Consider the following 15,027-nt stretch of genomic DNA (forward strand, 5'->3'; position numbering starts at 1 on the left):
AGAAAAGGAAATTTATAATGAACGAAAAACAACAAACCATTTCCAAGTCTGTATCCGTAACAGGAGTGGGTTTACATACTGGTGTAGTGGCTACAATGACATTTGTGCCAGCCCCTGCCAACCACGGATACAAGTTTCAACGCATTGATTTACCCGACCAGCCAATCGTAGATGCAGATGTCGACAATGTTGTCGATTTATCACGCGGAACAACCATTGAACAAAACGGAGCAAGGATCCATACTGTTGAGCATACATTAGCAGCATTAGTTGGTTTACAAATTGACAACGTGCTTATCCAGCTCGACGGCCCCGAACCGCCGATCATGGACGGAAGTTCAATCAAGTTTGTAGATGCGCTGCTCGACGCAGGCATTGAAGAACAGAATGCATACAGGAATTACTTTGAAGTTCCTGAATATGTGCATTATATGAACAAAGAAACCGATACGGAACTTGTTGCGCTACCGCTTTCTGATTATCGCCTGACTGTCATGGTTGATTATAATTCGACGGTGATCAGCAGCCAGCATGCTTCGTTGAATGACATTACATTATTTAAAGACGATATCGCAGAATGCCGCACATTTGTATTCTTACACGAACTGGAAGCGTTATACAGACAAAACCTGATTAAAGGTGGCGATCTCACGAACGCGATCGTGATTGTAGACAGAGAAGTGCGGGATGGCGAGCTGGATCACCTTTCGCAGCTTTTGAGCAAACCAAAGGTTAGTGTAAACAAGTCGAAAGGCATTCTCAACAATGTTGACCTGCATTATCCGAACGAAATGGCGCGGCATAAGCTGCTCGACCTGATTGGGGATCTTGCACTTGTAGGTCGTCCGATTAAGGCGCAGATATTAGCTGCCCGTCCCGGACACGCGGCCAATGTGGCTTTGGCTAAGAAAATTAAGAAACTGATAAAATCCGGCAAAGGCGATATTCCACAATATGACCCGCATAAGGCACCGGTTTTTGACATTAACCAGATCGGACAGCTGCTAGCGCACCGTTATCCTTTCCAAATGATCGATAAGATCATTGCATTGGATGAAAACAGCGTGGTAGGCGTCAAGAATGTGACGATCAATGAGCAGTTTTTCCTGGGGCATTTTCCTGGAAATCCTGTTATGCCAGGTGTTTTGCAATTGGAGGCGATGGCCCAGACTGGCGGCATTTTGGTGCTGACAAGTGTGCCGGATCCTGATAATTACTGGCCATACCTGATCGGGATCGACGCATGCCGCTTCCGCCGCAATGTTTTTCCCGGCGATACGGTAATTTTTAAATGTGAATTTACGTCTCCGATGAAAAGAGGGATCGTGAAAATGAGTGGCCGGGGATATGTAGCCGGACAGTTGGTGTGTGAAGCGGATATGATAGCAAGCCTGGTAAAGAAAAAATGACTCAATCATTAGCATATATTCATCCTGGCGCTAAGATCGCTCAGAATGTAGAAATTGAACCATTCGCAATGATACATTCCGATGTAGAAATTGGCGAGGGCTCATGGATCGGATCACACGCTGTTATTAATTCAGGCGCGAGAATAGGTAAGAACTGCCGGATCTTTCCGGGAGCTGTAATCGCTTCCACGCCCCAGGATCTTAAATATAACAACGAGTACACATTTACTATCATTGGGGACAACACCACGATCCGCGAATACGCGACAATCAGCCGCGGAACCGAGGAGCATTGGAAAACGGTGGTGGGCTCGGACTGCCTCATTATGGCTTATGCACACGTGGCGCATGATTGCAGGGTAGGAAACGCCTGCATTATCGGTAATAATGTGCAAATGGCCGGTCACGTACATGTGGGCGACTGGGCAATTGTGAGCGCGTTAAGCGCCGTGCATCAGTTTGTTAAGATTGGATCGCACGCGTTTGTTTCGGGAGCAACATTGGTTCGGAAAGATGTGCCGCCATTTACAAAAGCTGCCCGTGAACCCATTTCTTATGCCGGGATTAATTCAGTTGGATTGAGAAGGCGCGGTTATAGCAATGAGAAGATCAACGAGATCCAGAATATTTACCGCTACATATATATGCGCGGCCTTAACAATGCCGAAGCTTTGCAAAAAATAGAGCTGGAATTACCGCCATCCAATGAGCGGGATGTGGTCATTAACTTTATCCGTAATTCGGAAAGAGGAATCATGAAAAGTCCTTTCCAGACAAACGGAACAACGGAAACAGAAGCGCAACCATAGGAAGCTTTTATCAAGATTTTCTTTATAAAATATACGACGCCCGGGACTTTCTCCCGGGCTTTTTTTACGCTTTTTCGTTACCGCTAACTCATAATTTCTCCTTTAAATAACCGAGACTCGCCGTTAATTCAATGGGCGGTCCCAGTGTAGTTTCGCCCACATTTGTTTGCTTTAATATTGCGATTGAACCAAAAGCAAAAACAAATTTCAATCATGAAACGAATCACACTTCAATTTTCTTCCCTGCTCGCAGCGCTCTTTCTATTTGCTTTTTCATGCCAGGATCACCGGGATCCGGACCCGGAACCAATTGCCGAGGATGCAAGGGTCAGAACATTAGAAATTACGAATCCAGGTCAGGTTATCAATGATCTTAATTTCAGGCTTTATATCGAGAAGTTAGGCACTGAGCCAATCGCAGAATATGGTATTTTACTGTCATTTAAATCAACCAATAGCGATGAATTTGCGAAGGTTCCCACCCTTGGTAACAAATTTAGCAGCCCATTGAAATTCGAGTATGGCGCAACTGCCGGCGAGCACATTCACTTGCAAGAATCAGTAGGCTTTGATGATTTCGAAACACTTTATTACCGCGCTTACGCGAAAACAGGAAACGGGAAAGTGGTTTATGGTGATCCGATGGAATACACACCACTGGATGTTCCTAAATTTGGATCCTTCACATTGTCAAAGAGTGAGAGTGTTCCAGCAACTGCAAAATTGGAAGTTGTTGGTTTGGGAACTGTTCAAGTGGAAGAATATGGCGTTGCTTATTCTTACAAAACCGCACCAAGCGGAGCAGTTAATGTTAGCCCAAAGCTAGCGGACAGAACTGTTTCTTATAAATTGCCAGTGAGTGTAAGCGCACATGCTGTTAACCTGCCTATCAAAGAAGGCAAATTTGACAAATTGTATGCAAGGCCATTCATGAGATTGAAGAACGCTAAGATTTACTATGGAAGCGTTAAAAGTCTGTAATTTGAACTAGTACTAGCGAAAAAAGCTCTCCAGGGAGCTTTTTTCGCTTACTCTATCACATTCAATTCATCCCCTTCCTTCACAGTCCCAAAATTACTAGCCACCAAATTTTGCCCAAACAAAACTTTGTTATTAACCCGCCGGTAACTGGCTAGCGTTTTTAGTGGCTCATGTCCTTTCTGTCCTGTGGACGGATCAACAGTGGTCAGCACGCAGCGGGCGCAGGGTTTTACAATTTCAAAATCCAGCTCTCCGATTCGGATGCGTTTCCATTGATCTTCCTCGAATGGCATTGTTTCGCTGATCACGAAATTAGGTCGGAAGCGAACCATGGAAATGGGTTCTTCCAGCTTGGTGTTAAGATCATCAAGTGAAGCCTGAGAAATGACCAGAAACGGGTAACCGTCCGCAAAACTCACAATTTCCCCATTTTTGGCGTATTTCGGATCGGCTTTTCGCTGTGTGGATTCAGGCATCATGACCAATCTTACCCTTTGTTCCAATTGCGCTGAAAGCCACGCATCCGCTTCATCCCAAACAGTGACCGCTTCCGCAATGTCATCCCAGATCTTAACATACAGCTTTTCGGCAGAAACAGGCTCGAAAGGAATCATAATGCTGTTGTCAGGATCATTTCTCTGAAAAATCCTAAATCCATCTTCTTCCAAAGCGACATCGATCAATGCCATTTGGTGGAAAACGCGTTGTGTGATGAAGGTGTTGGTTTCATCAATGATCAGCCAGCGACGATCATATTGCAATCCTTTTTCCTCGGCTTTTGCTTCTTTCAGCCTAATCCCGCCCAGGGATTTAACCGGATAGATCCAGATTTCTGATAAATGCATGCTTGATTTATTTTTTATTCATGACTATTCGATCATCAAAATTCCATCCGTGCCATCGGACTCACAGTCTGGTCCGTGAAATCATTAGCCTCGAACTTGTAATGTGCAGCCATAGCAATCATGGCCGCATTGTCTGTGCAATATTCGAAGGATGGAATATACACCTTCCAGCCTAGCTTTTCTCCCAGTTGAAGTAAAGATTTGCGTAGTCCTGAGTTAGCAGAAACGCCACCGGCGATGGTAATTTCCCTGATTCCTGTTTCCCGTGAAGCCTTTTTTAACTTTTTCAAAAGAATATCCACCAATGTAAACTGGACGCTCGCACAGATATCATTGATATTTTCACTGATAAAATTCGGATTTTCACGCACCTGTTTTTGCAGAAAATACATAAAGGAAGTTTTGATCCCGCTGAAAGAAAAATCCAGTCCCGGCATTTCAGGAAGCGGAAAAGGGTAAGCATTAGGATTCCCCAACGCAGCATATTTATCAATCAGCGGACCGCCCGGATACGGCAGATCGAGCAGTTTAGCTGTTTTATCAAATGCTTCACCCACGGCATCGTCTTTGGTTTCACCAATAATCTCCATTTCCAGCGGTCCCGTGACCTTTACAATTTGCGTATGTCCGCCGCTGACCGTCAGGCAGAGAAAGGGAAATTCAGGCTTGGGATCGTCAATGAAATGTGCCAGCACGTGCGCCTGCATGTGGTTGATCTCAATAAGCGGAATGTTGAGTCCCAACGCCATGGATTTGGCAAACGAAGTCCCCACGAGCAATGCCCCCAATAAACCCGGTCCTTTGGTAAAAGCGATGGCATCCAGGTCTTTTTTTGTTACTTTTGCATCATTCAGTGCATTATTCACAACTGGCAGAATGTGTTGCTGGTGTGCCCGCGAAGCAAGTTCGGGAACAACACCGCCATATTGTGTGTGAATCAGTTGCGTAGCAACAACATTGGAGCAGATTTTCCCGTTAGTGATTACGGCTGCGGAGGTTTCGTCACAAGACGATTCAATGGCGAGGATATTCATAATTGTTGAACTATAGTCGCAAAATTAAGCATTAACAATAAGATAAGCGGTATCCCGCCGCGAAGCTGTATATGTTAAAATTCCTTAAGGCGTTTGGTAATGGTCTGATCGTAGTTATCATCTTCGCGCTGCTGGCGTTGGGAATTATGACCATTGCGCTTCAACTTCCTTCGGTCCAAACCTGGGCAGTTCAGCGTGTTACAGCCAATATTTCCGAAAAGCTGGGTTATCCCATCACCATTCAAAAAGTCAACATCAAGTGGTTTGACGTCGTTTCGCTTGAAGGAATTTCTGTAAAGGACACGAGCCAGAAGGATATGATCGACGTCGGCCGGATCGATGTGAACCTCGATCTGAATAATATCATTGAGAATTCTGCGAAGGAAATTTATCTGGATGAGGTCAATGTGTTCCGGCCCAATGTGCACCTGGCCGTGGTGCCCAGTTCGGGATCATTGAACGTGGATAGTTTTATTGAGCGTATCAATGAACTTACCGCCCCGAAAGTCCCTCGTCCTAAAAACGCTCCTGAAAATAACACGCCTTTCATTATTGGTAAGTCGAAGGTCATCGACGGGACATTCCGCTATGACGATCCGCGCCAGCCCCGGAATAAAGGAGCAAGGACTTTTGATTACTCCCACTTTGAGCTGAATAAACTAAATGGTGATCTGCGGAATTTCCTGGTTCAGGGCGACACCATTTCTTTTCTGGCCAGAAACCTGGAAACGGTTGATAAGCAGACTGGCCTGACGATGCATGATCTGGAAACGCGCTTTTTGTTTTGTCAAAAAAAGATGGAATTGAAAGAGCTGGACGCGCATATCGGCAATTCCCATTTGAAAGACGAAGTCATTTTTTACTATAATCGGTCCGGAGAGCTAGGTGATTTCAACCATAAAGTTCGGATGAAAGGACATTTGGTTGGCAGCCGCGTGGATTCCAAAGATCTGGGCCTTTTTTCAAGTTATGTTGATGCCCTGAGTGAAACGTGGCGTATCTCAGGCGATTTTAATGGGAAAGTGGATGATTTCATGGTTTCCAATATGGACCTGCATTTTGGCAGAGGCAGCCGGCTCGTTGGTAATGTTGGTTTTGAGGGACTTCCAAGGATCGAAGGCGTGAAAATGGACATTCAGCTGTCGCTTTCGAAAGTGGAGCCGATGGACATTGTCCAATATTATCCTGAATGGGATATGCATCCTGAACTTTCAAAATTTGGCCTCACTTTGCTTGATGGGACATTTAAAGGCACGCTTGAAGATTTCGCGCTGAATGCTTCTGCGTCGTCGGATATGGGTGAAGTGGCGGGAGATCTCGTGTTCCATATTGCCGACGCGCAATCAACAACATACTCAGGGACGATCAAAACGGCCGCATTTAAGTTGGGCAAATTGCTGGATGACGAAGAAACCTGGCAGGAACTGGATTTTGACGGTAAGGTTTTCGGAAAGGGCACAGAATTGAAATTTGCTTCCTCGGACATGAATGCGACTGTGGGACGTATTGGTTTTCAGCATTATAATTACAAAAACATACAGCTCAAAGGGAATATTCAGAATCAGTATTTCAATGGGCAGGTCATTGCTCGTGATAGTAACCTGGTTGCCAATATGGAAGGCGAATTCGACCTTTCCAAGTCGCAGAATTCATTTGATGTGCAGGGGATTGTCGAAAAGGCAAATCTGAAAGAACTGGGTTTTGTAAAAGAGGGCATTACGTTGCGTACGCAGCTGAACATCAATTTGACCGGCAACACATTTGATGCGCTGACGGGCGATGCGAAGCTCCTTAACACGTATTTGCTGATGGCCGAAAAGGACAGGAACCTGGTGATGGACACATTGGTTTTCTCGTCGCGACAGATTGCTGAAAGGCGTATTTTGAAACTGGAAAGTGAGTTCCTAACCGCCAAAATGGATGGTAATTTCCTTCCCACGGCCGCCTATAAGGACATTAGCAACATTCTGGAAGAATATAAACTTTACTTTTTCGAGAACGAAGCCAGCAGGTCTGAGTATTATGCCAAAAAGCCTTTAAAACCTTCCTTGAACCGGTATCAGATCGATTATGCTGTCGAAACAAGAAATCTGTCGCGCTTTCTCGCATTTTTAAGTCCTGATGTTTATGTTTCCAGAGGTGCGACGGCGGAAGGTGTTTTTAAAATGGATAACACGGCTTTCCTGACGCTCGATGCCGTTGCGGACACCGTTCGCTACGGGACAAATGAGTTTGTGAAAGCGGAAGTGGACGTTACCACCTCCAAATTTGTGAACTCGGCAGAAGTTCTTGCTTCCATGCTAGTCACCTCAGAAAGGCAAAAAATAAGCGCCTTGGTCCCGACTGAGAAACTTGAAATTGAAGGAACGTGGGACGTAGACCACATTGATTTTAATGGTGCCCTTCATCAGGTCAGCAGCACGAATGATGCCAATCTGGCCGGAGAAATTCGGTTTCTGCCAGCGGGTTTGGACATTGTATTCAAAAATTCGAAACTCAATTTGTTAGAGGAAACCTGGAATGTTCCTTCTGAAAGCTTCATTTCCATTGTTGGAAGGGACATTACGATGTCAAATCTGGGTCTGGTAAGCGGCAAGCAACGGATTTTTGTGAACGGCACAGCGTCGGAAGATCCTGACAAAAGTCTGGTTCTGGATATCAAAAACTTTAAGCTGGCGAGTTTAAACCCCGTTTTAACGACGCAGCTGGCGGGAATTATGGATGGCTCGGCCAAGGTGAAAGATGTTTATAATAGCGTCGTGCTGGATGCCAATGTGAACATTGAAAGTCTGGGTTACGGTCAGTATGAGTTTGGTAACCTTTCCGGGACCGGTGAATGGGACCAGGCCAGGAGTGAGCTTGAAATTGATGCCCAGCTCAATAAAAATGCGCGCAGGGTTTTCAATCTCACCGGCGCTTACCGCCCCAAACTGAATGCCAACACACTAGACCTGAAAGCGATTTTCAACAATTTTGATTTCAAAGCATTGGAGCCGTTTGCCACCGGCCTTGTTTCCGACATTAGCGGCACTGCAAAAGGGGTGGTAACGATCAAAGGCGTTGTCAATGCACCGGTTCTGGATGGTTCGTTAATGGTCGATAAGGGCCGGATGAAATTCGATTATCTGCAATCGATCTTTACTTTCAGCGACAAAATCAATTTTACGGAAACGGAGATCACATCCGATAACATGCTTATCACGGACGCCGACGGCAACACTGCCAATCTGAGAGGAGGGGTATTTCATGACAGTTTCAAATATTTCTCACTCGGTTTCAATGCCGATCTGAGGAATTTTAAAATACTCAATACAACCGCAAAGGACAACACGACTTTTTACGGCACAGCCTATGTTACCGGGCCTGTTGCTGTGTTCGGGCCCATTGATAATCTGAACATTGAGGCGAATGTAACCAGCAACAAAGGCACCAAGATCCACATTCCGCTCGACGGTGCCACGGAAGTTGCCACGCAGGATTATATTCAATTTGTTAGCAAAATGCCTCCGCCCGACAGCACCGCCAGCACGGGTGACTCCGCGGCAAGAAATCAGGTTGTAGGCGGAATTAAAATGGATTTCAATTTTAATCTGACGCCGGATGCGACCTGCGAAATTATTTTTGACAGACAGACCGGTGACATCATCCGCGGAAACGGCAGCGGAAGGCTTAACCTCAACATTGATACGAAAGGCGATTTCACAATGGCCGGAACGTATGAAATCGAAAGGGGAGAATACAATTTCACGTTGCAAAACGTCATTAACAAAAAGTTTAACATTAAACCAGGAAGCCGCATTGTGTGGTCCGGTGATCCTTATGGCGCACAATTGGATGTAAAAGCTGGTTACACACAAATGGTTTCTCTGGCCGGTGTGCTGCCCAACACAAGCACAACAGAAACGGGCAATGACGCATTGTCGCGCCGTTATCCCGTTGAGGTGACGATCGCCCTTTCCGAGCAACTCATGTCGCCGCAGATCCGCTACGACCTTAAAGTGCTTGATAATCCTTCATTAAGCACATATCGCGGGCAGCTCGAAGCATTTCAGAACAAATTGAAGTCGGATGAACAGGAATTGAGCAGGCAGGTGAGCAGCTTATTGCTTGTGAATCAGCTGCTTCCCGAGGCCAGTCTCGCGGCGGTGGGAAGTCAGAATTTCCTTGGCAGTAGCATTAGCGAACTGGTTTCCAATCAGATCAGTCGCTGGGCATCGGGGATCAATGAGAATCTGGAAGTAGGCGTTTCGGGACTTTCGTTGGATCAGAATGCGCTTAATAACCTGCAATTGCGGTTTTCTTATCGTTTCCTCAATGATCGTTTCCGTGTGACGCGTGACGGGCGCTTCACGTCAGGAACGCAAAGTGCCAATGGTGCTTCGCAATACGATGCCGCAAGCTTACTGGGTGAATGGACTTTGGAATACTGGCTCAACCCTAGCGGCTCGGTGCGCGTGAAAGCCTATAACCGCAATGTGCTGAATTCACTTGTCCTGAACTCCGTAACAACGGGTGGTGTGAGCATGCAGTTTACACACAGTTTTAACCGCATTTCTTTGATGCCGAAGCCTTCGGTAAAAATCCCATATATGCCTGCTGATACGACCCGGCAAGACTCCACGGCCAATAAAATGATCTCCAAAAAAGATCCGACACGCTAATTTATTCACCGCGATATCTTACAGCCAGCCCGCTCAGCATATAGCCTTCGCTTTTTACGCTGGTGTAATACTTGTATTTGACATTGATAATCGCATCCGCGCCAATTTTTTGGGCTTTAATAACCAACCTGGCAGTCAGTAATTCCTTGGTTTTGGCATCATTACCGCGATACATCATGCGCTTATCCTGCGTCTGGCGCTCTGTAAGTGAATCTTCGCTGCTTATTTCCACGATCCCGATTTCCGAATAGGGCCGTTCCAGCGGCTGGTTATCATAAAGCAGTTCAATAGGATATTTTTTATTGGTTGAAATCGGAATGCCTGAGGCACAGCCAGCCAGGATAATGATAGTAGATGCGAAAAGCAGGCGGGTTAAATTTTTGAGCGGCGTCATTTATTCTGGTTAAATCATATAAGTTAAAACTGCTATTCTTCTCCCAGAATTCCTACTGAGGTCAGAAAATATGTGAGGCGGTTAAAACCTATACACCAAAACGTTGCCAATATGTTGCACCGGATTTTATTTCGCCATTTATCCCTAAGTCATTGCTAAATGATATAATCTGCGTTATTTTCATGCAATATAAATCTCACATAATCTTCCGGATATGGTCATGAATTTTAAAAGAAGAAATGCATTCCGCGGCAATGCTGTCATCGGTCTGCTGTTAACCTCCCTGATCGCCGCTCCTTCCTTTTCGCAGGAACTGCCGAAAGGCGTTAAAAAAGTTACTTCGGTGGAGGGAATTACGGAGTATAATCTGGAAAACGGGCTTAAAGTGCTCATGTTCCCGGACCCTTCCAAGCCTACAATTACTGTTAATGTCACCTATCTGGTGGGTTCCCGTCATGAAGGATATGGGGAAACAGGCATGGCGCATTTGCTGGAACACCTTGTTTTCAAAGGCACACCCAAGCACCCGAACATTCCGCAGGAGCTTACCGAGCATGGCGCCCGACCGAATGGAACGACCTGGTATGACCGCACCAACTATTTTGAAACCTTCTCTGCCACCGAAGAAAACCTGAAATGGGCTCTGGACCTGGAATCGGACCGAATGGTGAACTCCTTTATTGCTAAAAAAGACCTGGACAGCGAGTTCAGCGTGGTGCGCAATGAGTTTGAATCGGGTGAAAACAGTCCTTTCCGCGTTTTGATGGAGCGAGTGATTTCGGGTGCTTTTTTATGGCATAACTATGGAAAATCGACCATTGGGAACCGTTCCGACATTGAAAGGGTGCCCATTGACAATTTACAGGCTTTTTATAAGAAACATTATCAACCGGATAATGCAGTGCTAACGGTTGCCGGGAAGATCGATGAGGCTAAAACATTGGCAATGATCAATGATTATTTTGGCAAAATCGCAAAACCTACACGCGTGCTACCCAAATCGTACACTTCCGAGCCAACGCAGGATGGTGAGCGTTTCGTGGAATTGAGAAGAACCGGCGACGTACAAATGCTGATGGCAGCCTACCACATAATGCCAGGTTCGCATGCAGATTATCCAGCTATGGAAGTGCTCACGGAGCTTTTAACGGCTGAACCAAACGGAAGGCTTTATAAAAATCTGGTGAATACAAAAAAAGCATCTTCCGAATTCGGTTTCAGCTTCCAGTTGTTCGATCCTGGATTTGTGTTGTTTGGTGCTGAGGTTTTAAAAGAAAATTCTTTGGATGAAGCCAAAAAAGCATTTACCGCCACGTTGGATTCTGCTGCCGTCTTAAAACCTTCGAAAGAAGACATTGAGCGCGCCAAAACGACCATCTTGAAAAACTGGGACCTCGAATTCCGTAACTCTGAAAGGGTTGGATTGAGCATTAGCGAGGCGATTGCCACGGGTGACTGGCGGCTGGCGTTTCTGTTCCGGGATAACATCCGGAAAGTTTCTCCCGAGGACGTTTTCCGCGTTGCGCAATATTATTTCCGTCCTTCCAACCGCACATTAGGCACATTTGTGCCCGAAGCAAACCCGGTAAGGGCCGAAATTCCGGAAGCACCGAATGTAGCTGATCTGGTAAAAGACTATAAAGGCGAAGCCGTTGTAGCGGAAGGCGAAGCATTTGATCCGTCGCCTATGAATGTGGAAACCCGCACAACACGCGTTGAGAAACCCAACGCGATCGAAACCGCATTGCTTCCCAAAACAACGAGAGGAAATGTTGTGGCTGCAAAGATCACTTTGCGTTACGGAGATGAAAAGAGCCTGACAAACAAAGCAACCATTTCCGACCTTACCGGCTCGATGTTGGACAGAGGTTCAAAAACCAAAACCAGGCAGCAATTAAAAGACGAATTCGATAAGCTGAAAGCGCGGGTGAGCTTCTTCGGAATCAATAACCAGGCTGGTGCGAACATTGAAACAACCAAAGAAAACCTGCCTGCCGTAATGAAGCTGGTTGCGGAAGTTTTGAAAAATCCTGCATTTGACGAGACGGAATTTGAAAAACTGAAACAGGAAGAACTGGCAGGAATCGAGTCGCAACGCAGTGAACCGCAAGCGATTGCATTCAATCAGTATCGCCGCATCGTTACGCCATATCCCAAAGGGGATATTCGTTATGTGGCTACATTTGATGAAGATGTAGAGAGCATTAAGGCTACGACCATTGATCAGATCAAGCAATTTCATAAGGATTTTTATGGTGCTAATAATGCTTCTGCGACGGTTGTAGGGGATTTTGACAAAGCAGCGCTTCAAAAGATCATTAATGATGAATTCGGAAACTGGAAAAGCGCGAAGCCATTCACCCGCATTGCTTCACCTTATGTTGCTGTGAAGTCTGAAAGTAAAATGGTAGAAACACCGGATAAAGCGAATGCCATGTTTATTGCAGGCCTTAACATGCCATTGCAGGACACAGACCCGGATTATCCGGCATTGGTAATCGGCAATTACCTGCTGGGCGGCGGCTTCCTGAACTCTCGCCTTGCCACACGCATCCGTCAGAAAGAGGGATTAAGCTATGGCGTTGGTTCGCAATTCTCGGCAAGTTCGCTAGATAAAAATGGCACATTCATGTCTTATGCGATTTATGCGCCTCAAAATGCTGAGAAACTGGAAGCTGCATTTAAAGAAGAGATCGAAAAAACGATGAAGGAAGGTTTCACAGCGGAGGAATTAAAGGCTGCGAAATCGGGCTACCTGCAATCCAGACAAGTTGGAAGGTCGCAAGATGCTTCATTAGCTAACACATTGACCAACAACCTTTATTTGAACAGAACCATGCAGTGGGATGCGGATTTTGAGAAAAAGATCGAAGCATTAACCCCTGAGCAGATCAAAGCAGCATTTAATAAACACATTGATTACAACAAGCTCGTGATCATTAAGGCTGGTGATTTTGCAAAAGCCAAAAAAGGCGCTCCTACTACCGCAGCGCCGGCGCCGTTGGGTGGTAGCGAGAAAAAATAGCATCTTATGTTAATAATGAGTTAAACCGGTGGCATTTTGCCATCGGTTTCTGCTTTTAAAGCAGTACATCTTTATCTTTGCCGAGTATATAAGGAAACCTTTATCGCCAGAATGCCTCCAATGAAATTGATAAAAAACCTGACATTAAGATTACTGATTGCAGGACTCATCATCAGCCCTTCCGTTTTTAGTCAATCCAAAACAACACCAGCCACTGCTAACCCGGGGAAACTAGCTCGTCCTAAGCTCGTTGTGGGCATTGTGGTGGATCAGATGCGCTATGATTATCTCTATCGCTATTATGACAAATACAAAGAAGGTGGCTTAAAAAGGTTGATGAATGAGGGTTTCAACTGCCGGAATAACCATTATCACTATGCATTGACGGTTACCGCGGCAGGACATTCGGCTGTTTACACCGGATCATTGCCAGCGATCAACGGCATTGTGGGAAATGACTGGTATGATAGTCAGGCCGCGAAAACGGTTTATTGCACGGATGACAGCACGGTTGCAACCGTTGGAAGCAATAATGGTGCAGTGGGCAAAATGTCGCCGCGCAACCTACTCACCAGCACAGTTACGGATCAGTTGCGGATTGCAACCAATTTTCGCTCAAAAACCATTGGCGTGGCCATTAAGGACCGTGCTTCCATTTTGCCTGCGGGACATGCCGCAAATGGTGCTTACTGGTTTGACGCAAAGACTGGAAACTTTGTAACGAGCACTTATTACCGCGACAATCTGCCGGATTGGGTTACTGCTTATAATAACCGCAAAATGCCTTCGGAATATTCCAAGGCAGGCTGGAAACTGTTGCTGCCTGTTGAACAATACACGCAAAGCACGGCGGATGATGTGGTTTGGGAAGGGAAGATTTCGGGTGAGCCCAAATCCATTTTCCCGCATGAACTGATAGGAACTGCTGGTGATGCGTACACCGTGATCACGACTTCGCCATGGGGAAACACGATGACCAAGGATATGGCGATTGCGGCCATTAAGGGCGAAAATCTGGGAAAAGGAGCTGACACCGACTTTTTGGCTGTGAGTTTCTCAACGCCGGACCGCATTGGACATGCATTTGGCCCTAATTCGGTTGAGCAGGAGGATAATTACCTGAAACTGGATATGGAATTTGCGGATCTGTTCAATTTCCTGGACACATGGACCGGAAAAGGGAATTACACGGTTTTCCTCACAGCAGATCACGGAGCGATGGACGTTCCTGGATTTTGGAAAGAAAATAAACTGCCTGCGGGCCTGATGAGCGCAACCGCATTAACGCGCACAGTTGTGAAAGCATTGAATGATGCCTACGGCGAAGGCGATTACGTGGCGGCTTTTGAAAACTATCAGCTTTACTTAAATAAGGCACTTTTGAAAGAAAAGAAAGTCTCTGTTGCAGACGCTTATCAAGTTTTGCGCACTGCATTGCTCCCGATGGAAGGCGTTGCGGATGTGCTGAACCTCAACGACATTGGCCGCGCTCCTTTGAATACATATCAACTGGAAATGTATAAAAACAACATTCATGCAAAACGCAGCGGCGATATTCAGGTAATTGTGCAGCCAGGCTGGTTTGCTTCTTCCTTTGCCACCGGCACCGACCATGGAACGCCGTACAACTACGACACACACGTGCCCTTCCTGCTTTATGGATGGGGCGTGAATAAAGGTGAAACATTGCGCCGTACCACCATCGCGGACATTGCGCCTACCATTTCTGCATTGCTGCACATTTTGCCGCCGAGCGGAAACGTGGGTAACCCTGTTGAAGAAGCTTTGAAAAAATAACATTGTCCCTTGCAGACACCGTTTGTCTGCAAGGTTTTTTATTTCAATTTATATTCCTGAACCGTGAGAAAA

9 protein-coding genes are annotated in these 15,027 nt (G+C 46.0%); 6 read left to right on the forward strand and 3 right to left on the reverse strand.

What is annotated here, in order from left to right:
• The first annotated feature begins 17 nt into the window (after positions 1-17).
• The 3 genes from NFI81_RS23485 to NFI81_RS23495 all read left to right on the forward strand — a co-directional run bounded on the left by NFI81_RS23485 (position 18) and on the right by NFI81_RS23495 (position 3,199).
• Complete coding sequence (locus tag NFI81_RS23485) at positions 18-1,409, forward strand: bifunctional UDP-3-O-[3-hydroxymyristoyl] N-acetylglucosamine deacetylase/3-hydroxyacyl-ACP dehydratase (protein ID WP_234615919.1); 1,392 nt, start codon at positions 18-20, stop codon at positions 1,407-1,409.
• Complete coding sequence (gene lpxA, locus NFI81_RS23490; RefSeq protein WP_234615920.1) at positions 1,406-2,218, forward strand: acyl-ACP--UDP-N-acetylglucosamine O-acyltransferase; 813 nt, start codon at positions 1,406-1,408, stop codon at positions 2,216-2,218. The genes NFI81_RS23485 and lpxA overlap by 4 nt, the downstream gene beginning before the upstream one ends.
• Before the next feature lie 213 nt (positions 2,219-2,431).
• Positions 2,432-3,199, forward strand: a complete 768-nt coding sequence (locus NFI81_RS23495; RefSeq protein WP_234615921.1) for a hypothetical protein — start codon at positions 2,432-2,434, stop codon at positions 3,197-3,199.
• Positions 3,200-3,246: 47 nt separating this feature from the next.
• Here the strand turns inward: NFI81_RS23495 and NFI81_RS23500 are convergent, their stop codons facing one another.
• Both NFI81_RS23500 and tsaD read right to left on the reverse strand, forming a co-directional pair.
• The gene (locus NFI81_RS23500; RefSeq protein ID WP_234615922.1) at positions 3,247-4,044 is read right to left on the reverse strand and encodes an MOSC domain-containing protein; all 798 of its coding nucleotides are present in this window, start codon (positions 4,042-4,044) and stop codon (positions 3,247-3,249) included.
• A 35-nt stretch (positions 4,045-4,079) separates the two neighbouring features.
• Positions 4,080-5,078 carry a tRNA (adenosine(37)-N6)-threonylcarbamoyltransferase complex transferase subunit TsaD gene (gene tsaD / locus NFI81_RS23505; protein ID WP_234615923.1) on the reverse strand — a complete coding sequence of 333 codons (999 nt, stop codon included), beginning with the start codon at positions 5,076-5,078 and terminating at the stop codon, positions 4,080-4,082.
• A gap of 71 nt (positions 5,079-5,149) precedes the next feature.
• Here tsaD and NFI81_RS23510 point away from each other — a divergent pair, with 71 nt between their 5' ends.
• Positions 5,150-9,739 (forward strand): translocation/assembly module TamB domain-containing protein, encoded by a 4,590-nt coding sequence (locus NFI81_RS23510; RefSeq protein WP_234615924.1) that lies wholly within the window; start codon positions 5,150-5,152, stop codon positions 9,737-9,739.
• 1 nt (position 9,740) lies between these two features.
• Here NFI81_RS23510 and NFI81_RS23515 read toward each other — a convergent pair whose 3' ends face one another.
• Positions 9,741-10,133, reverse strand: a complete 393-nt coding sequence (locus NFI81_RS23515; RefSeq protein ID WP_234615925.1) for a hypothetical protein — start codon at positions 10,131-10,133, stop codon at positions 9,741-9,743.
• 214 nt (positions 10,134-10,347) lie between these two features.
• On the opposite strand from NFI81_RS23515, the gene NFI81_RS23520 reads away from it, so the two are divergent.
• Together NFI81_RS23520 and pafA are read left to right on the forward strand one after the other, a co-directional pair.
• Complete coding sequence (locus NFI81_RS23520) at positions 10,348-13,158, forward strand: M16 family metallopeptidase (protein ID WP_234615926.1); 2,811 nt, start codon at positions 10,348-10,350, stop codon at positions 13,156-13,158.
• 120 nt (positions 13,159-13,278) lie between these two features.
• Positions 13,279-14,955: an alkaline phosphatase PafA gene (gene pafA, locus NFI81_RS23525; protein WP_234615927.1), complete on the forward strand. Its 1,677-nt coding sequence runs from the start codon at positions 13,279-13,281 to the stop codon at positions 14,953-14,955.
• Positions 14,956-15,027: the final 72 nt, after the last annotated feature.

This window comes from Dyadobacter fanqingshengii (assembly GCF_023822005.2).
Taxonomy (GTDB): Bacteria; Bacteroidota; Bacteroidia; order Cytophagales; family Spirosomataceae; genus Dyadobacter; species Dyadobacter fanqingshengii.

Coding starts and splice junctions, on each gene's coding strand:
- NFI81_RS23485 (WP_234615919.1), top strand. CDS start 18: ATGAACGAAAAACAACAAACCATTTCCAAGTCTGTATCCGTAACAGGA.
- NFI81_RS23500 (WP_234615922.1), bottom strand. CDS start 4,044: ATGCATTTATCAGAAATCTGGATCTATCCGGTTAAATCCCTGGGCGGG.
- tsaD (WP_234615923.1), bottom strand. CDS start 5,078: ATGAATATCCTCGCCATTGAATCGTCTTGTGACGAAACCTCCGCAGCC.
- NFI81_RS23495 (WP_234615921.1), top strand. CDS start 2,432: ATGAAACGAATCACACTTCAATTTTCTTCCCTGCTCGCAGCGCTCTTT.
- NFI81_RS23510 (WP_234615924.1), top strand. CDS start 5,150: ATGTTAAAATTCCTTAAGGCGTTTGGTAATGGTCTGATCGTAGTTATC.
- NFI81_RS23515 (WP_234615925.1), bottom strand. CDS start 10,133: ATGACGCCGCTCAAAAATTTAACCCGCCTGCTTTTCGCATCTACTATC.
- lpxA (WP_234615920.1), top strand. CDS start 1,406: ATGACTCAATCATTAGCATATATTCATCCTGGCGCTAAGATCGCTCAG.
- pafA (WP_234615927.1), top strand. CDS start 13,279: ATGAAATTGATAAAAAACCTGACATTAAGATTACTGATTGCAGGACTC.
- NFI81_RS23520 (WP_234615926.1), top strand. CDS start 10,348: ATGGTCATGAATTTTAAAAGAAGAAATGCATTCCGCGGCAATGCTGTC.